Origin of the sequence: Saccharopolyspora sp. ASAGF58, assembly GCF_012277335.1 — a bacterium.
Classification (GTDB): Bacteria; Actinomycetota; Actinomycetes; order Mycobacteriales; family Pseudonocardiaceae; genus Saccharopolyspora; species Saccharopolyspora hattusasensis.
Map to the genome: position 1 here is coordinate 7390931 of NZ_CP040605.1, position 17471 is coordinate 7408401.

The window sequence follows — 17471 nt, forward strand, 5'->3', positions numbered from 1 at the left end:
AGGATGGGTAACCGGGCGGCGGGAGACGACACGCCCGCGAGTCGTGTGGGGGGACAACGCCAGCGGGACCGAGGCGCGTGTACCAAACGACGGCGCGCTTACCTCGGAGGTTTCGTGTTGATCACAGAACAGCTGATTCCCGCACACCCGGAGCTGCTCAGCGTCGACGAGGCGACGCGGCTCGATCAGGACACGGTCGCCGAGATCTACCGGCAGTACATCAGCCCAGGCCAGTGGACGGCGTTCGGGCTGCTGGGATTCGACCGGATCGCCATCGACCACGCCGAGAACGTGCACTACGTCGACCGTTCCGGCCGCCGGATTCTCGACTTCTTCGGCGGGTTCGGCGCGATGGCACTCGGGCACAACCATCCGCGTGTGCTAGAGGTCCGCAGGCGCTTCCAGGAACAGCAGCGCCATGAGCTCGGGCTGACCCTGCCGTCGCAGTACGTCGCCGCCCTGTCGCGGAACCTGGCCACACTGGCGCCGGAGGGCCTGGATCGCGTGATTCTCCACTGCACCGGCTCGGAGGCGGTGGAGGCCGCGCTCAAGCTCGCCGAGCGGGCACAGGGCCCACGCCGCGCCAAGGTGGCATACGCACGCAACTCCTTCCATGGCAAAACGATCGGCGCGTTGTCGGTCACCGACTCGGAGTTCTACCGGGGAGGTTTCGAAGTCCTGCCGCACCGCCAGGCCGTTCCCTTCGGCGACGCCGCGGCGCTGGAGGAACTGCTGCGTCGCGACCGCGGCATCGGCGTGCTGATCCTGGAAACCGTGCAGGGCGGCGCCGGAGTCGTGCTGCCGCCACCGGGCTATCTGGAGCAGGTACGACGGTTGTGCGATCGCTACGGGGTGCTGTGGATCGCCGACGAAGTGCAGTGCGGCGTCGGCAGGACAGGCCGGTTCTTCGCCTTCGGGCACGCCGGGGTCACTCCCGACATCGTCACGCTGGCCAAGGCCCTCGGGGGCGGCAAGACAGCGATCTCGGCCGTGCTCGCAGGCCACGAGATCCACGACCGCGCATACGGCGGTGCTCGCAACGCGCTCGTGCACGGGCCGGCGACCTTCAGCGGCATGGGCGAAGCCTGCTGCACAGCGATCGAAACGCTGCACGTCCTGCACGACGAGAACCTGCTGACCAACGCCGCTGAGCAGGGCAAGCACCTACTCAGCGGGTTGCGCTGGCTGCACCGCCGCCACCCGAAGCTGATCCGCGACGTCCGGGGCAGCGGGCTGATGGCCGCCGTCGAGTTCGCCGACCTCAGCGGCTGCCTGCCGGGCCTGACCGGACGCGTGGCGGGGGTGCTCGACCGGCCGCTGCGGGGCAGCGTAGCCATGCTCGCCGGCAGTCAACTGCTCTCAGAGTTCGGCATTCTCGTGGCCTTCACCGATTACAACCGCAACGTCGTGCGGCTGGAACCGCCGCTGACCATCCGCCCGCAGCACGTCGACATGCTGGTGGAAGGCTTCGACGACCTGCTGGCGCAGGGCCTGAAGGGCCTGGCCGCCGGATATCTCCGCCGCCGCTACCGGTCGCAAATCAACGAGCCGCTGGCCGCCTGCTCCGGCGCCGACATCCCGTAGTGGCACGGAAGTGGCGGTGCCCTTCCCCGCGCCACCTGATCTCGTGATCAAGACCGCCAAGGGCGGTGGGAAGCGGGGCCCGCTGCCCCTTGGCGTTCAGTGTGCGAACTCAGGGCTGTTCCGCCGGCTCCTCGGCAGGGTCGTAGCTGAGGTGCACGTCGTGCGTTGCGGCCTCGCCGAGCAGGTTGACCCGGCTCGACACCGGCGGATACCCGCTCGCCACCACCGTGTAGTCACCCACCGGAAGGTCGCTGATCAGGTAGCGGCCCTCGATGTCGGTTCTGGCCACCGCCGCTGTTTTGCCATCGGCGTCGATCACGGTGATCAGCGCGTCCGGCACGATACGGCCGTCGTTGCGCGCCGTGCCGCTGAGCGGCACCGCACCGACCAGTTCGATGTCGCGGTGCAGCAGTCCGCTATCTGGCACGGTCAGGGTCACCGCGATCGGGCGGTAGCGATCCCCGCTGGCCACCAGCGTGTAGTTGCCCGCTCCCACGCCGCGGAACGAATACGCGCCGTCTTCCTTGGTGACGAATGCGCCGTTCACTTCGCCGCGCTCATCGGTCAGCGTCGCGGTGATGCCTTCCAGCGGAGTGCCACGACCGGACGACCGGACGACGCCGGCCAGTTCGCCGGAGCCGGTCAGCGTGATGTCCAACGTCGTCGAAGCCTCCGTGACAACCACGCTGGACGCCTGGGGCTGGCAACCGGTCGCGGAAACGATCAGCACGTGGCTCCCCGCATCGGGGACGGCGACCGTGTAGCTGCCGTCGGCGGAGCCGACAGCCCTGGCCACCTGCCTCCCGTCCTGGTCGATCAGGGTCAGAACCGCGCCTTCAACGGAGGTCCCGTCCTGGCGACGCACATGCCCGCTGATCGACCGAGTCGCCTCCAGGTCGCCCGACATCGCGGCAGCGAACCGGGGTCGGTACTCGCCGTGCCCGTTCGACAGGGCGTGCTTGCCCGCGTCCACCAATTCGTTGTCCGATGTGGACTCCGGCTCGGTCCAAACCGGCTTGGTCGGCTCCTCGTCGAGCAGCGCTTCGCCGCCCTCCACCGCCGAGGCAGCAGGCGCCGGGCCACCGGCGAGCGGGATCTCCTTCATGAACAACAGGACGAGGCAAGCCAACAGCGCGACCCCGGCCGCGACGTAGAACACCGTGGTGATCGACTCGGTGAAGCCGATCAGCACCGGAATCCGCAGCTGGTCGGGCAGTTGTGCGATCACACCCGTGTTGGACTGCAGGGCGCCCAGTTGTCCGCTCGCGGCGGCCGGCAGGTTACCGCCGAAGGCTTTCTCGATGTTTCCCGGGAGCACGTTGAACAAGACGGTCAGGAACACCGCGACACCGATCGTCCCGCCCATCTGCCGGAAGAACGTCGCCGCCGCGGTGGAAACACCCATGTCCCTGCGCGGCCCCGCGTTCTGCACCGCGATGATCAGCGTCTGCATGCAGTTTCCGAGGCCGAACCCGATGATTCCCGCGGCCACCAACGGCAACCACAGCGGGCTGTCGTACTCGACCTGGGCGAACACCACTGCGCCGACCGCGACCAGGAACGTGCCGATCACCGGCAAGAACTTGTACCGGCCGGTGCGCGAGGTGACCTGCCCCGAAATGACCGACGCGGACATGATGCCGGCCATCAGCGGAAGCGTCAGCAGCCCCGACTCGGTGGGCGTGTAGCCCTGCACGACCTGCAGGTACTGCGGAATCATCGTGATCGCACCGAACATCGCGACGCCGACGATGACCCCTCCGAGGATCGCCACGGTGAACGTGGAGTTCTTGAACAGGCGCAGCGGGATCAGCGCCGCATCCTTCATCACGTACTCGATGAAAAGGAACAGCACCAAGCCGACCGAGGCGATCGCATAGCAGATGATGGCGTCGGTCGAGCCCCATCCCCACTTGTTGCCCTGCTCGGCGATCAGCAGCAGCGGCACCACGGTGGCCGCCAGGGCCAGACCGCCCCACCAGTCGATGCGGTGGTTGTGGCGCTGGTGCGGCACGTTGAGGACCTTGGCGACGACCAACAGCGCGATGACGCCGATCGGCACGTTCACCAGGAACACCCACCGCCAGCCGTCGAGGCCGGCCAGCTCGTCGATTCCAGCGAACAGCCCGCCCAGCACCGGGCCGAGCACCGTCGAAACGCCGAACACGGCCAGAAAGAAGCCCTGGTACTTCGCGCGCTGACGCGGCGGCACGATGTCGCCGAGGATGGTCATCGCCAACGACATCAAGCCGCCGGCACCGAGCCCCTGAACGGCGCGGAACGCGGCGAGTTCGTACATCGACGCAGCGATCGTCGACGCCGCGGATCCGATCACGAACACCGAGATCGCGATCAGGTAGAGCGGCTTCCTGCCGTAGATGTCGGAAAGCTTGCCGTAGATCGGCGTCGCGATCGTGGAGGTGATCAGGTAGGCGGTGGTGATCCACGCCTGCAGGTCGAAACCGTTGAGGTCGTTGGCGATGCGGACGATCGAAGTGCCGACGATGGTCTGGTCCAGCGCCGCCAGGAACATCCCCGACATCAAGCCGATCAGGATGGTGACGATCTGGCGGTGGGTCAGGTTCGGCCCGTCTTCGGCCGTTTCTAATCCCCCTGGACTCTTTGTTGCCGTTGTCATTCGTGGCCCCCCTTGGCCTGTGGCGCACACGTCGGCTCGGCGAGGCTCGGAGTGCGTGCTTCGATATCGGTGTTGAGTCGAGCGAAAAGGCTGGTCAGCGCCTGGCGGTCGGCCTGCGACCAGTCGGCCAGCACCTCTGCCAACCACCTGGCGCGCTGGTCGTGCGCTTCCCGGAAGATCCGTTGCCCCTCGGCTGTCGGCGCCAGCAGGCTGGCGCGGCCGTCATCGGGGTCGGCCTGGCGCTCCACCAGGCCGTGCTGGACGAGCGCGTTGCTCTGCCGGCTGATCGTGGAGATCTCGGAGTGCAGCGCTTCGGCGAGCCGGCCGGTGCGCTGCGGCCCGTCCTGGATGAGGCGGAACAGGATCGCGTACGCGGACTGCTCGATCCCGTCCGGTCCCTTCTTCGTGAATTGGGATTTGGCGCGGTGGACCAGCCGGACCAGGCGGGTGAGCTGGGCACCAAGCTCCTCTGCGGTGTCGAGCTCGGCGTTGGTGTGATGATCCATTGGTCGGTCTTTCGGTCCGTATGTCGCTTTTGTAGCGGTTTGCTTGCCGTCTACAACAAGTTGCTGACTACAAGCATGCATCCGAACGGCCCTGCCGCACCACTCAATTAGAGGATGTGTGGCCGAGCGCACCTTAGTTGCCCAGCGCAACGATGCCGACCGCATCCCCGGCGGAACCCCAGCAGAGAACGGGAGACGCTGCTAGTAGCTCACTCACCGGGCAGGTCAGCATTCGCCCCTGCCAGCCCGCATACTCCGCCGGAGTTTCCAGGCGCAGCACGTCACCTGGTGCCCGCAGGCCCGGGCGGCCATTCGACGCCTACTCCTCTCGTGTTGTCAACGGACGGGCTTTCGCCTGGTCGGCACGGATCGTTCACTTAGATGGCGGTTTCCTGTTACCACAAGTGAAATTTGCAGGCATCGAGGATGCGCGATGCCGACAGCGGATCACACTTCTTGACCTGACCGCCTCGAGACCGTTTCTCTATTCTCAGGCCGTGCGGCTGAGCCGCTGTCCGGGCATGTAGATCGAAAGGCGGGCAATGCACGCTTACTACTGTGCGAAGTGCAAGAACGAACAAACTGATCCTGCGGATGCGCTGAAGTTCGCGGCGTCGATCGGCTTGGAGTTGTGGCTGCCGAAGGATGAGGTGACGTTCGACTTTCCCCGCGGCGCGCAGCAGTGCCAGACGGCGATCGAGAAAGCGGAATGTGTGATCTGCCAGCCTCCGATAGGCAACGACTGCTCCTGGGAACTCGGATACGCCATCGGGATCGGCAAACCGGTCTACGTCATCGGAACGCTGGCCGAGCAGGACTGGATGACCAAGCTCGACGTCACTCACGTGGACCCGGTGTCGTTGGCTGTCGAGCAGAAATGAGAGCCTGCCGTGACTCAGCACGGCCGTCGGCCCACCGGCAAGGAAGTGGGGCGCCGCAGAGTAGCGGCGATCGACTGCGGGACGAACTCGATCCGGATGCTGGTTGCCGACCTCGGTGCCGACGGGCATTTGACGGAAGTCGCGAAACGGTTCGACATCGTCCGTTTGGGTCAGAGAGTCGACGAACACGGCTCGATCTCCCGCGAATCCTTCGAACGAGCGCGCGCCGTGCTGGCCGAATACGCAGGAATCATCACCACGGCCAGTGCGGAGCGCGTGCGCATGTGCACCACATGGATCTCCCGACGAGCGTCCAACAACGACGAATTCCGCACACTGGTCCAAGAGACACTCGGCTGCGCCCCGGAAGGCATCACCAGCGACGAGGAAGCACGGCTCGCTTTCGCCGGGGCTACCAGCGGTCTTCCGCAGGCGAGCTACCTGGTCGCCGACATCGGTGGCGGGTCCACACAGCTCGCGCTGGGAACAGCGGGTGTCGTGGACAGATCCGTCTCCGTCGGACTGGGCTGCGTACGGCTGACCGAACGCCACCTGCGGTCGGATCCGCCAGCCTCGGGCGAACTCGCGGCGGTACAGGAAGAGATCACGGCACTGGCCGATCAGGCACTGGCCGAACTTCCCGATTTGTCGGGCACTCGGCTTCTCGGCGTTTCCGAAGCGGTCGGCACAGTTGCCGCCCTCGCGCTTCCTGGACGAAGGCTCCATCACGCACGAATGACCTACGACCAGGTCGATTACGTGACAGAGCGGGTGCTGGGAATGTCCTTCGCCCAGCGACAAGCGCTACCCGGAATCCACACCGGTATGGCCGACGTACTACCCGTCAGCGCGCTCGGCGTGCGTACGGTGATGCAATGTTCTCGGGCCAAGGAGATGATCATCAGCGACCACGACATCCTGCACGGAATCGCTTACTCCCTGAGCTAACCCTGACTTTTCATGGCGGTCGGTGAGCGGGTGAGGGGGTTGGGTTTTGCTGTGGTGGGGCTGGTTTTCGCGGCCTGGGCGTGATGGTTGCCCGGCTGTCGGGCCGGGTGGCCGGGGGTTCCACGGGCCCCGGGGTCTTTCTTGGGTCGTAGGGGCGGGTTGGCGCTGGTTAGGGTGCTTGTGGCAGGGCGGTGATGCGCTGCCAGGCGCTCTCGATCTGGGTGGCCCAGGGCCAGGTGCGGGGAATTTTGAGTCGTCGTCGGCGGCCGCCGCGGACGAGGCGGGCCGCGGTGTGCAGGATGCGGTAGCGCAACGTTTTCGGCTCGGCTTTGGCCAGAGCGCCGTCGAGGGCGAGGAGTTTGAGCCAGGAGAGCAGGATGGCGGCGGTCATGGATGTGGTCAGCCAGGCGGTGTTGATCGCGAAGTCGCGGGAGGGGAATCGGCCCAGGCCGGTGTCCTTGCCGGTGCGGATGCAGTCCTCCACCCGGGCGTGCACCCGGTGCGCGGCGTCGATGTACTGCGACTGCCCCAGCCACCCCTTCGTGGTCTCGGGACGGTTGGTGACCCACAGTGTGTAGCGCCACCCGTCTTGGGTTTCGAACAGGGTCAGCTGCGCCCCAGGATGGGGACGTTCGCGACGCACGAACACCCGCATCTTCTCCGGCCAGGCGGAGAGTTGGTCGCCGCCTGGTCCCTGCCGCAGCAGCCCGGTCAGCTCGGCCACGTGGGCCTGCTCGACCCAGCAGCGGGCGTGTGTGCACCGGGGGTTGTCGCAGGCTTCCTCGGCGCGTCGCTCACGCAGCTGCCCGCGCGGCCCGATCGCCTGCACCCACGCCCGCTCGGGCACCAGCCGGATCGCGGTCTTCTCCCGCTCGGTCAGCGCCCACCCCACCGAGTAGATGAGCTGGTATCCGCGCCGGGACGCGAGCTTGTCCAGATGTGCGATGAGCTCGTGACTGGCGCCGGCACCGTCCACAGTGACCATCAACCGCCTCCGAAACTGTTGTGGCAGCGCGGCAATCGCACTATCGGTGATGGCGATGTGGTCCTCGGCTGTGTTGCTGCCGGCCGAACCGCGGCGCAGCATCCACGCCAGCGGCTCACCCCCGGTGTTGTCGCAGTAGGCCTGCAGCGGGTGATGGCCGAACCCCTTGAAGTTCGCCTCCGCCCACTCCTTGTCCGAATGCGCGTCAGTGACCGTCGCGTCGATGCGGACGCAGGTCACCCCCTCCAGGGTCTTGTCCGCGATGCGCACCCCGGGAAGCGTGCCGTGGCGTGTCACGATCTGGTCCCACGCATACCGGCGGGCAGTGTTCACTGCGGCGGTGATCTTCTTCGCCGTGCGGGTTCCGCCGTCGGCGATCTCTTCCAACGTCCGCCACGCGGTGGGCACCGACGCCACCGGCCCGAACAGCTCCCGCTGGTCACCCATCACCCGGAAATCGCTGATCGCCCGCGCCCCGTCGGCGATCGCGCACGCCACATCCGCTACCACCCGGCCCCGGTTATGCACCAGCAACCGGGTGCCGGCCAGCGCCTTCGACAAGCCTGCGGTCAAACCCGTCTTATCGGTCAACCCGCGCAGCAGCGCAAGCCCGGCGTGCGACACGATCCCCTCACCATCAGCGGTGACTTCCAAACCCCGCGACCACCCAGTAGCCTGCACCTCGAAAGTGCTCCTCACCTTGGTTGCGATACGGACGTCAGACACCCGTATCCTCCCAGGTCAGGAGCACTTTCTGTGTTCAGGCACGCCGCAACACAACCGACCCACATGAAAAGTCAGGGCTAAGCCGGATCAGATCCCAATGCCGAACAGCATCACGGTGAGCGGGCAATCGAATCCACCGACGCTCCGAGTCCCGGACACCCTGCCGCCCCGGCAGGGTGTCCGGCCGGTCAGTGTTCACGATGTCCTGAAAAATCAGTTGTTCACGATGTCCTGAACCCGGATTCTGCAACGGAAGACCGGCTGTCCGGCACAGCCCGAACGGTCGGTGCAGCGGCGACTCCTTTTTCCTCCGGTCTCCGCGAGCGGAGCCACGCCGCAGTCTGCGCCACTCCGTCGTGCACGCTGATCTGCGCTTCCCAACCGAGGAGCCGGCGCGCCTTCTCGACCGAGGGCCAGCGCCGCTGGACGTCCACCTCGAACGACGGCACAGGCTCGAGGGCGAAGCGCTCCGGATCATTGCCCGCCGCAATCCAGCAGATGCGGGCGATCTCAGATACGGTCAGTTCTTCCGAGGCGGAGATGTTGAAGTCCTCGTTGAGTCCGGCCGGCGATTCGAGCGCCGTCACGATCCCGTCGGCGATGTCGTCCACGTGCGTCAGGGTACGAGTCTGCCGACCGGACCCGAAGATCTCCATCGGTGCGTCGCCCGACATCGCCTTGCGCAGCAGATCCGGGACCGCGTGCGCGATGCCCGGTTCGTTCTCCGGCATCTCGCCTGGGCCGTAGGCGTTGAACGGGCGGCAGATCGTGTAGGGCAGACCGTGCTCGGCGTGCGCGGCCCGGCAGTAGACCTCGCCGGTCAGCTTTGAGTAGCCGTAGGCCGACCGCGGGACGGGGCAGTCCGGCAGGTAGTCCTCGGGAGTGGGAAACACCTTGGCCCGTTCGAAGACCATGGAAGAGGACACGTAGACGAACCGGTCCACCGAGACGTCCAGAGCCGCCCGCATGATGCTGTTGTAGAGCCCGTTGTTCACCTCGGTCAGGGTGTGCGGAAGCTTGTGGAAGTTGGCGATGCCACCCACGATCGCTGCGAGGTGGATCACCGACGAACAGGAGGCCAGCGCGGAGTGGGCTTCCGCGAGGTCGCGCAGATCGCCGGTGTGGACCTCGCAGGTGTCATGCATCCATCGTGGGGCCGGCCGCTGGTCACTCACCCTGACCGTGTGGTCTCCATCCCGCAGCAGCCGTCGCACCACCGCGGTGCCGATCGTGCCCGCACCGCCGGTCACCAGGATCCGGGTCACAGCATCTCCTTTCTCGAGGCGGCCTGGTCCGGGCCGGCGAATACCTGGGCGATTCCGAAGGTATTCCACGGGTCGACGACCACACAGTCCTGCTTGGCCAGTTTGAAGATCACCTTGAGTGGCTCCAGGCCGTCGAACGCCGAATGGTTCGCGGCCACCACAACCGCGTCGGCGTCTCGGACGGCCTCCTCGAAGCCCAGGGTGGGTGTGGCGACGAATGGGTCGTGAACGGCCACGTCGGCGAGCTCGCGCTCCAGCAACCTGATCAGCTTGTGCGCTAGAGAATCGCGTTCGTCGTCGGTGTCGCGCTTGAATGCGAGTCCGAGCACCCCGATCTTGTGTCCGGTGAGGGGACCGATCCGCCGCTTCAGTCCCTCCACGAGGAAGTGCGGGACGGATTCGTTGACCCGGGATACTGCCAGCAGCATCCCGGGGGCATTGGAGCGCTCCTCGGAGAACGCGAAGTCCTTGCGCAGGCAGGTGCCCGCGGTGAAACCTGGGCGTGCGATCCCGCCGCGCGGGTAGTCCCGGTTGATCAGCTCGATGACGTCGAACACATTCGCGTCGTAGCGCTCGCAGTCCATCATCAGCAGGTTCGGCAGCGCGAAGTCTGCATAGCGGACTATGTTCGCCCAGATCTTGGCCAGCTCCGCCTGTACCGGGCTAGTCGGAACAATGCGGCCGCCGAAGCAGCTGAACAGGTCGACAGCGCGCTGAGTCGATGCGGATTCCAGGCCACCTACGATGATCGGGAGCGTCTCGATCTCCTCGAAGAATCTGCCGGTCGCAATCCGCTCCGGAACGTGTGCGACAAAGACATCGCGACCCGGTACGAGCCCCCGCTTCTGCTGCAGGTAACCGGCCACGAACTCGGTGGTACCCGGAGCGACGGTGGAGCGGAGAATCAGGCTGCGCCCACTGATGACCGGCAGCAGTTCGTCGATCACCGCACGGATGTCGCGAATGTCGATCTCGAGGTGGGTGAAGGAGGGCGTGCCGATGGTGATGACCACACTCGCCGCACGCGCGGCGTCCGGCACGGCGCAGGAGAACTCCAACAGCCCTGCTCCCAGCGCGGCGTCCAGAGCCTCCTGTGCCCCGGGTTCGTCGAAGGGCATGGTGCCGGCGCGCAGAGCGTCCAGCCGCGCCGGGTCGCGCTCGATGCCGATCACCCGGAGCCCGTGCCCCGCGAATGCCAATGCGAGGGGCAGGCCCACCCGCCCAAGTCCGATCACCGAGACATCGGCGTCCATTTTACCGCCAGACATGAACTAAACCCCCTTTTGCGAACGGATTAGGGACGGCTGAGCAGATCGCCGGAGAACCCATCGATGCAACCTGTGGGTACCGGGGCCGGCGACTGGTTGCGGCCGAGAGCCGTTCCCGCCACCACCGGCCGCGGCTACGAGGGGCGGCACCCCGGGCTGTTCCCACAGTGCCAGGACTCCGAGGATCTGAAGGAGTGCATTGTGGATCGTCACGAGCGCTTCATCGTGTGCGGCGGGCGTCCGGCCGCGGCGATCGTGAATGTCGTCGGCCGCCTTGGGAACCGCGGGGATCGTGCCCCGACGATCTCGAGCGGCCACGACACCAGCACGGAACCGGTCGAGCGGATCGATCGGCAATGAGGTGCGATCCAGCGAGCCCACCAGCCGGGCGAACTCGAGCACGGTGAACGTCCTGGCAAGCGCCTCGGGTCGGGCCTGGACGACGGCTCTGCGATGGCTCCGGGTCGCGGTGAGAACCAGGTCAGCGCGGCGGATCGTTTCCGCAGTGATCGGACGAGAGTGGAAATCGTGTACATCGCCGTCGATCAGGCCGTGATCGCTCAGCGCCCGCAGGCTCTCGGGATCCATCATCTCCCCGAGCCGGGCGTGGGTCCCAGCACTCGACACGTCGAACCTGGAGGCGGCCGCACCAAGCGCTACCGGCAGCAACTTGCGGAAGGCGATCTCTGCGGTCGGCGAACGGCAGAGGTTGCCGGTGCACACGAAGTGGATCCGAAACCGTCCGTCGGTGGCCGATGCCGGGGTCATCGATCCGGCCCCCCGTCCGCCTGGTCCGCAGGCCTGGAAGGAACCGGAGCCACCTGCTTCACGTCGGCCGGCGGGATGTTGCGCACGACGTCTTCCAAGCGAGGTGAGTCCTCGTAGTAGGGGTAGTAATCCGAACGTTTTCCGACCTCGGGAACCATCGTGAGCACTGTTCCCAGGACGCGGGCGGGCACCGCTGTCAGGGCGGCCATGGCATCGGTGACCTGTCGGCGGCTCGTCTTGCCGTATCTGACGACCAGGAGAACACCGTCGGTCTGCGATGCGAGAGCGGCCGCGTCGGCGACGGGCAGCAGCGGCGGAGAATCGATCAACACGATGTCGTAGCGGCGCGCGAGCTCCGCCAGCACCGCCGCCATGTGTTGACCCCCGAGCAGCTCGCTGGGGTTGGGCGGGAGCGGCCCGCTGCCTATCACGTCGAACAGGTGACCACCCCAGGGCTGCAGCACCGTGTCCAGCTCCAGCTCACCCAGCAGCACGTTCGTGAGTCCGATGCCGCCCTCGATCCCGAAATAGTCGTCTATCCGTGGCTGGCGCAGGTCCGCGTCGACCACGGCAACCCGCTTTCCGCTCTGCGCCAACGTGATCGCGAGGTTGCACAGGGTGGTGCTCTTCCCCTCACCCGGTACCGCGCTGGTCAGCAGAACGGTCTTGCACGGCTGGTCGAGATCCGCGAACTGAAGGTTCGTCCGGAGCCGGCGGAAGGCCTCCGAACCGGGAGACTTCGGATCCTCGTGCAGGATCAGCGGTCGGCTGGGGAAACCCTCGTCGAAGGCGACGCTGCCGAGGACCGGGGTGCCGGTCACCTCCTGCAGGGACTCGCCGGACTTGATCGTCGTGTCGAGGATGTGTCGCAGTAGGGCAGCGCCGTATCCGGCGACGAGACCCAGACTCGCTCCGAGGATGAGGTTGAGCAGCGGCCGGGGTGAGACCGGATCGATCGGGCGTTCGGCCGGGGCAACGACGCGGGCGAGGACACTCGGTGTTCCCCCCGGGTTGGTCGGGGAGACCTCAGTGCGCTCCAGGTCACCAACCAGCCGGATGAACGAATACACCACGGCGTCGGTAAGAATCCGGGCCCGTTCGGGAGACTCGTCCCGCACCTTCACCGTGAGCACAACGGTGTCCGTCTTCGCCTCGGTGGTGATCTTGCCCTCGAGGTAGTCCGGCGTCAGGTTGAGTCCGGACGCTCTGACGGCGTCCTGGCGGACGCGCTCGCTGTTCATCAGCTCGACGTAGGACTGGACCTTCTGCTGCGACAGCAGAATCCCGTGGTATGCGTCGTCCAGGCCCGAGCCTGTGCTCTGCGCCGAAACGAACAACGTCACGTCCGCCGCGTACTGCTTGTCGCTGAGGAGGGTTATCCCCGCAGCTGCGCTGAGTCCGACGAGGAGTGCGGTCACCACGAGAGCCCACCCCTCCCGCAGCACCCGAAAGTATTGGCGAAAGTTCATCCCGGTATCCCTGTCGTCCTGGTCGGGTCATCAACGGAGGCGGCCATCGTGCGCCTCACCGTTTCTGGCCGAGGAATGAGTCGAGGTCGTGCAGATCCGTGACCTCGTGGTCCACGAAGGCAGGCGTCGCCGATTCCGCGTGGAGTCCACCCTGCCTGCGGATCCGAATGGTTGCCCACCCGAGGTGGTGAGGGCCGTCGAAGTCCTTCCGCGGATTGTCCGCGACGTAGACGTATCGCTCCGGTGGAAGGCTTGTCACGCGAGCGACCTCCTGGAACGCCCGGACGTGCGGCTTGCCGTACTCGGCACCCAGCGCTGCGGTCATGACGATCGTCGGGCACCAGTTGGCGAGGCCGAGTGCGCCGGCTTTGGCGCGCTGGCTGCTGAGCGGTCCGTCGGTCACACAGGCTAGGCGGGTACCGGCATGGTGGTGTTCCAGCCAACCCAGGGCATCTGGGAGCAATCGGATGTCGGGTCGGTGTTCCCGATAGGTGCGGACCAGTTGCAGGACCAGCGCGGGATCCCGGTCCAGGCCGATAACGCGCAGGGCACGATCGATCGTGTCGCCCCGCACTCCGTCGAGGAACAGCTGCCACGCAGCCTCCGCGAATCCACCCAGACCGGGCAGCCGTCCGATCGCGGCGAAACCACTTCTCACGTAGTCCCGTTCGAGATAGAGCGTGTCGTCGATGTCGAATACGACGCACATATCGCGGTGATCGGTCACAGCCCGACCTCCGATGCCTTGACGAAAACCGCTTCGTCGTACCGGAACATGGCCAGCCCGGCGCTCGGCCGGGCTTCGGCCCAGGTCGGTGGCAGTCCCGCGACCTCCTCCACGGTCCACTTCGGAAAGTCCGCACCCGCCTGCCAGCTAAGCGGATACCCACCGCCGAAGCGCGGATTGATTTCGATCGCGGACATGGTGGGGCCGTCGACGGCCACCTGCACGTTCAACGCACCAGATGCGCCAGGAAGCTGCTCGACCACCCGGCGTACCAGGTCCTGGAGCTCCGGGTTCTCGACCGTGACGGCCTTCTGCACCTCCCCGCCGCGGACTTCGAGCCGGCGGCGCGCCAACACGCACCGACAACGACCGCTGCGGTCCACCCAGGCGTCGACGGTGTGTTCGTGGCCCTGCGCCACCTCCTGGACGATGAGGTCCGGCTCGTGGTGGAGCGTCTCGAGCTCGCTCCACGAGTCGATCCGGCGCACCCGGCTGGAGGCCGATCCCGCCACGGGCTTAACGATCCACGGTGGTCGCCAGTGCTGAGGTGATCCGAGAACCTCGTCCAGCGAGGCGGTGCGGACGGTCGGCACCGCGTTCTCGGTGAACCACCGGAATGTCCGGAGCTTGTCGGCGGCGATCTCAATGGCCTGCGGTGCGGAAACCATCACGGTAGTTCCGATCGCGGCGAAGCGGTGTCGGTGCGCCGAGTACACAGCCAGTTCCGGGTCGATCGTGGGTACGAGCAGGCGGATGTCGTACCTGCGGCACAGGTCGAGCATGTGCGGGACGAACGCATCGCTGTCACATGGCGGTACGACTTCGAAGTGGTCGGCGAGCATCCCTGCTGCGGAAAGCGGTGATCGGTCCACCGCCACTACGGTTCCCGCACCGAACAGCGAGTGCAGCACCTCCCGGAAGATCTGCACCAGCGCACCACGCCGGCCGGCCGACGAGACGAGCACGTTCATGACGCACCCACCTCCCTTCGAATTGATGTCGGTCGGTGTCCTGGGCCGCCCGGCTCGAGCGCTGCGGGCGAGCGCGGCCGATGCGCCCGGAACCCCGCCGAGACCCCGAGAAGAATCATGAACACACAGCCGGTCCACGTCTGGATGACGTACAACCAGAAGAAGTTACCGAAGCCCACGGCGACGATGACGGCGAGAAGCGCGGCATGGTAACCAGCTTCGTCGGGGTCCGTCGCAGTCCGTGCCAACCTCCACGCGCGCATCCCGAACAACACCAACAGCGCGATGAGCAGGATCACGGCCAGCACGCCGCCCCGCAGTCCGTAGTCGAGATATTGATTGTGCGCCGGGAAGAGACGCTCGAACTTCGCTTGGACGCCACCGATGAGGACGGAGTCATGAGGCAGGAACCTGTCGCCCAAGAGCGGGCGGTCCAGGATCCTCTTGGCGGCCTCCACGGCGAGCGACAGCCGGGTGTCGTCTGATTCCGTCAGGTCCGTCGTCAATTCCCGTTTCCCGATCACACCACGATCGAGGGCCTCCGGCAATGCGACCAGACCGGCTATTACGCCAACGCCCAGAGCGAGCAGCCGAGACGTCGAGGACATCCTGCCCGGTCGGGCGATGAAGGCCACCGCCGCTGCAATGATCATCATCGCAATGCCACCCCGGGACCAGGTGAACGGGACCGAGATCGCACACGCGACCACCACGGCCGCGCTCAGCCGGGGGTCGATCGACCACCGCGCGACCGCGAAGGCGAGTGCGCAAGCCATGAGTCCCGGGAAGAACCCGCGGTATTGCGGAATCGCGGAGTCCACAGTGGCGGACAGCTCGTAGGCCCGCTCGATCCCCCCGTGGGTGAAGATGTAGCAGAAGACCAACAGCAGGGTGGCGACGACGGCCGCCATGACTATCCGCGCGGTGGTCCGGTACGACAAACCGCTGTGCGCGGCCGCGAACCAGGCTGTCAGGGGAACGACGGTCTGTGCGTAGAAGACAAGACCGACCGCGCCCGCGCCCGCCTGGATGCCGACGATGATCGATACGGTGAACAGTGCGAACAGGATGACGACGATTCGTTGCCCGGGAAGCGGGATGCGAACCCGCCACGGTCGTCCTCGCAGCACGATCAGGGCCGCGGCCATCGCCACCAGCACGAAGGCGACATGTACCTGGGTGTCCGGATCCGCCGCATCCTGGGCACCCGGACGGAAGATGTTGAGCAGCGTGAAACTCCGCTTTTCCGGATCCACGAAGATCGGCAGTGCGGCCACGGCAAGTGTGACCGCCAGGGCACGCGTCAAGTCCGTTGCGAAATAGACCAATCCGAACACGCCGACGAGGCCGAGCCCGACGAACAGCGGCTGCCAGATCAGCAGGACGGCGAGGACGGCCGTCACCGCTGCGACGGCCGTGGCCCAATACGCCGATCGAAGCTCGCCCCTTCGGAGCCGATTCTTGTGGCGGCGTTTTCGGGCCGGTCGATACTGCCTCTCGAAGATGAACACGAACCACACCGCTTGCACGACCATGCCAGCCGTCATCCCCCAGACCGCTCCGGCTGAGCCCCACATGAACACTCCCACCGAGGTCGCGCCGAGCAGCAGAACGCTCGACAGGATCCGCGCGACGAAGGTCTCTCTCGCCAGCTGCAACCCGCGCAGCCCGATCCACACCCCGAAGCTCAATGCGTTCGCGATGCTGAAGGCGGTCATCGGAATGATCAGTTCGTGAGCGGGGCGCCAGCTCTCGCCGAAGACCGCTTTCCCGATTCCGTCCGGGACGCCATACAGCGCGACACCCGCGAGCAGGACCAGCATCGTGATGGCGCCGGCGGTCAGCCACACAAGTACGCGGAGTCGGTGCATCGACCCCTCGATCCGCAGGCGGGCCGCTTCGGGGAGAGCAAAGGCGGTCACCCCCGTCTGCATGGCCGCGATCGGGGAGAACAGGCTACGGCAGGAAGTGACTGCTCCCGCAGCACCGAGACCGCCCAGTGCACTGACGATGGCGAGTGCGACGTGCTCCGCTCCGCGGTTCGCGACGTAGTCACCGGCGTATGCGGGCCCGCAGCCGCGGTTGTCGGACAGCCATGTCCAAGCCGATCGCCAACTCGGCAGCAGTCGTGCCTGCAAGCTGGCAAGTCCGGCGCACAGGTACGCGGTGACGCCCCACACCGCGACGAGATGGAGCACGTCCACCTCCGTGCCGATGGCGAGGCAGAGGAAGCCGATCACCTGGAGCCCGAGGAAGACGAGATCGTTCCAGAACGCCTGCAGCGGACGCCCGAGGCAGTAGAACGCCATGCGCCAGGCGTCCTGGGTGAGCAGTCCCGGGAGCAGCACTGCCAGCATCAGGAAGCCCTCGCCCAGCGACCAGTCGAGGAACACGACCGCGGCGCAGAGGACCGACGCCATGCCGACCGCGAGAACTCCGCTGGCCCCGACTGCCGGGGCCGCCACGTGTCGCCAGCGGTCCGGAGCAACGCCCGCGTAACGGATCACCAGCGGATCCGTCGCCAACCCCCGGACAACGAACAGCAGCAGGAAATACGTCGCGTAGATCAGGCCGAACCGACCAACATCCTCGATCGACGACGTCGTGACGACGATGATGACGAGCAGGAAGTTGCCGAGGCTCGACAACCCCTGGTCGGCGATCGACCAGCGTGCCCGGAGCCTGGTCGCTCGTCGGGCGACCGCGGGTGCCGACTCGGCGTCAAACATGGCTTA

At 66.4% G+C, this 17471-nt stretch carries 13 protein-coding genes and 1 pseudogene; 4 read left to right on the forward strand and 10 right to left on the reverse strand.

From position 1 onward, the window contains the following. Positions 1–117: 117 nt before the first annotated feature. Positions 118–1584, forward strand: coding sequence for an aspartate aminotransferase family protein (locus FDZ84_RS34895; RefSeq protein WP_210435313.1), 1467 nt, complete (start codon positions 118–120; stop codon positions 1582–1584). 109 nt (positions 1585–1693) lie between these two features. Here the strand turns inward: FDZ84_RS34895 and FDZ84_RS34900 are convergent, their stop codons facing one another. Together FDZ84_RS34900 and FDZ84_RS34905 are read right to left on the reverse strand one after the other, a co-directional pair. Then, a complete protein-coding gene (locus FDZ84_RS34900) occupies positions 1694–4222 on the reverse strand; it encodes an MFS transporter (RefSeq protein ID WP_168589300.1) in 2529 nt (842 codons plus the stop codon). Then, positions 4219–4728, reverse strand: a complete 510-nt coding sequence (locus FDZ84_RS34905) for a MarR family winged helix-turn-helix transcriptional regulator (RefSeq protein WP_168589301.1) — start codon at positions 4726–4728, stop codon at positions 4219–4221. Before FDZ84_RS34905 ends, FDZ84_RS34900 begins: the two co-directional genes overlap by 4 nt. A 542-nt stretch (positions 4729–5270) precedes the next feature. Here FDZ84_RS34905 and FDZ84_RS34910 point away from each other — a divergent pair. Together FDZ84_RS34910 and FDZ84_RS34915 are read left to right on the forward strand one after the other, a co-directional pair. Next, a complete protein-coding gene (locus FDZ84_RS34910; RefSeq protein ID WP_168589302.1) occupies positions 5271–5609 on the forward strand; it encodes a hypothetical protein in 339 nt (112 codons plus the stop codon). Between the two features lie 9 nt (positions 5610–5618). Continuing rightward, on the forward strand, positions 5619–6557 hold the full coding sequence (locus FDZ84_RS34915; RefSeq protein WP_210435314.1) for a Ppx/GppA phosphatase family protein: 939 nt from the start codon (positions 5619–5621) through the stop codon (positions 6555–6557). A gap of 169 nt (positions 6558–6726) precedes the next feature. On the opposite strand, the gene FDZ84_RS34920 is transcribed toward FDZ84_RS34915, so the two are convergent. The 3 genes from FDZ84_RS34920 to FDZ84_RS34930 form a co-directional block, all read right to left on the reverse strand. Beyond that, complete coding sequence (locus tag FDZ84_RS34920) at positions 6727–8268, reverse strand: IS1380 family transposase (protein ID WP_246868362.1); 1542 nt, start codon at positions 8266–8268, stop codon at positions 6727–6729. A gap of 221 nt (positions 8269–8489) precedes the next feature. Beyond that, entirely contained in the window at positions 8490–9533 is a 1044-nt protein-coding gene (locus tag FDZ84_RS34925) for an NAD(P)-dependent oxidoreductase (protein ID WP_168589303.1), read from the reverse strand. Further along, positions 9530–10801, reverse strand: a complete 1272-nt coding sequence (locus FDZ84_RS34930) for a nucleotide sugar dehydrogenase (protein WP_210435315.1) — start codon at positions 10799–10801, stop codon at positions 9530–9532. The genes FDZ84_RS34925 and FDZ84_RS34930 overlap by 4 nt, the downstream gene beginning before the upstream one ends. A 63-nt stretch (positions 10802–10864) precedes the next feature. Here FDZ84_RS34930 and FDZ84_RS39765 point away from each other — a divergent pair, with 63 nt between their 5' ends. Further along, complete coding sequence (locus FDZ84_RS39765; protein WP_246868653.1) at positions 10865–11161, forward strand: hypothetical protein; 297 nt, start codon at positions 10865–10867, stop codon at positions 11159–11161. A 39-nt stretch (positions 11162–11200) separates the two neighbouring features. On the opposite strand, the pseudogene FDZ84_RS41375 reads toward FDZ84_RS39765, so the two are convergent. The 5 genes and pseudogenes from FDZ84_RS41375 to FDZ84_RS34955 all read right to left on the reverse strand — a co-directional run. Continuing rightward, positions 11201–11569, reverse strand: a pseudogene (locus FDZ84_RS41375) (hypothetical protein); the annotation flags it as partial. Continuing rightward, on the reverse strand, positions 11566–13038 hold the full coding sequence (locus tag FDZ84_RS34940) for a polysaccharide biosynthesis tyrosine autokinase (RefSeq protein WP_168589305.1): 1473 nt from the start codon (positions 13036–13038) through the stop codon (positions 11566–11568). The gene FDZ84_RS34940 and the pseudogene FDZ84_RS41375, both read right to left, overlap by 4 nt. A gap of 55 nt (positions 13039–13093) precedes the next feature. Continuing rightward, positions 13094–13765, reverse strand: a complete 672-nt coding sequence (locus FDZ84_RS34945; protein ID WP_168589306.1) for an HAD family hydrolase — start codon at positions 13763–13765, stop codon at positions 13094–13096. Then, positions 13762–14736 (reverse strand): ATP-grasp domain-containing protein, encoded by a 975-nt coding sequence (locus FDZ84_RS34950; RefSeq protein WP_168589307.1) that lies wholly within the window; start codon positions 14734–14736, stop codon positions 13762–13764. The genes FDZ84_RS34945 and FDZ84_RS34950 overlap by 4 nt, the downstream gene beginning before the upstream one ends. Then, positions 14733–17465 carry an O-antigen ligase family protein gene (locus tag FDZ84_RS34955; protein ID WP_168589308.1) on the reverse strand — a complete coding sequence of 911 codons (2733 nt, stop codon included), beginning with the start codon at positions 17463–17465 and terminating at the stop codon, positions 14733–14735. The genes FDZ84_RS34950 and FDZ84_RS34955 overlap by 4 nt, the downstream gene beginning before the upstream one ends. Positions 17466–17471 lie beyond the last annotated feature (6 nt).

What these genes read in the sequence shown, in the direction of transcription:
- FDZ84_RS39765 (WP_246868653.1), top strand. Translation starts at nt 10,865, where the DNA reads ATGCAACCTGTGGGTACCGGGGCCGGCGACTGGTTGCGGCCGAGAGCC.
- FDZ84_RS34950 (WP_168589307.1), bottom strand. Translation starts at nt 14,736, where the DNA reads ATGAACGTGCTCGTCTCGTCGGCCGGCCGGCGTGGTGCGCTGGTGCAG.
- FDZ84_RS34930 (WP_210435315.1), bottom strand. Translation starts at nt 10,801, where the DNA reads ATGTCTGGCGGTAAAATGGACGCCGATGTCTCGGTGATCGGACTTGGG.
- FDZ84_RS34955 (WP_168589308.1), bottom strand. Translation starts at nt 17,465, where the DNA reads ATGTTTGACGCCGAGTCGGCACCCGCGGTCGCCCGACGAGCGACCAGG.
- FDZ84_RS34900 (WP_168589300.1), bottom strand. Translation starts at nt 4,222, where the DNA reads ATGACAACGGCAACAAAGAGTCCAGGGGGATTAGAAACGGCCGAAGAC.
- FDZ84_RS34905 (WP_168589301.1), bottom strand. Translation starts at nt 4,728, where the DNA reads ATGGATCATCACACCAACGCCGAGCTCGACACCGCAGAGGAGCTTGGT.
- FDZ84_RS34940 (WP_168589305.1), bottom strand. Translation starts at nt 13,038, where the DNA reads ATGAACTTTCGCCAATACTTTCGGGTGCTGCGGGAGGGGTGGGCTCTC.
- FDZ84_RS34910 (WP_168589302.1), top strand. Translation starts at nt 5,271, where the DNA reads ATGCACGCTTACTACTGTGCGAAGTGCAAGAACGAACAAACTGATCCT.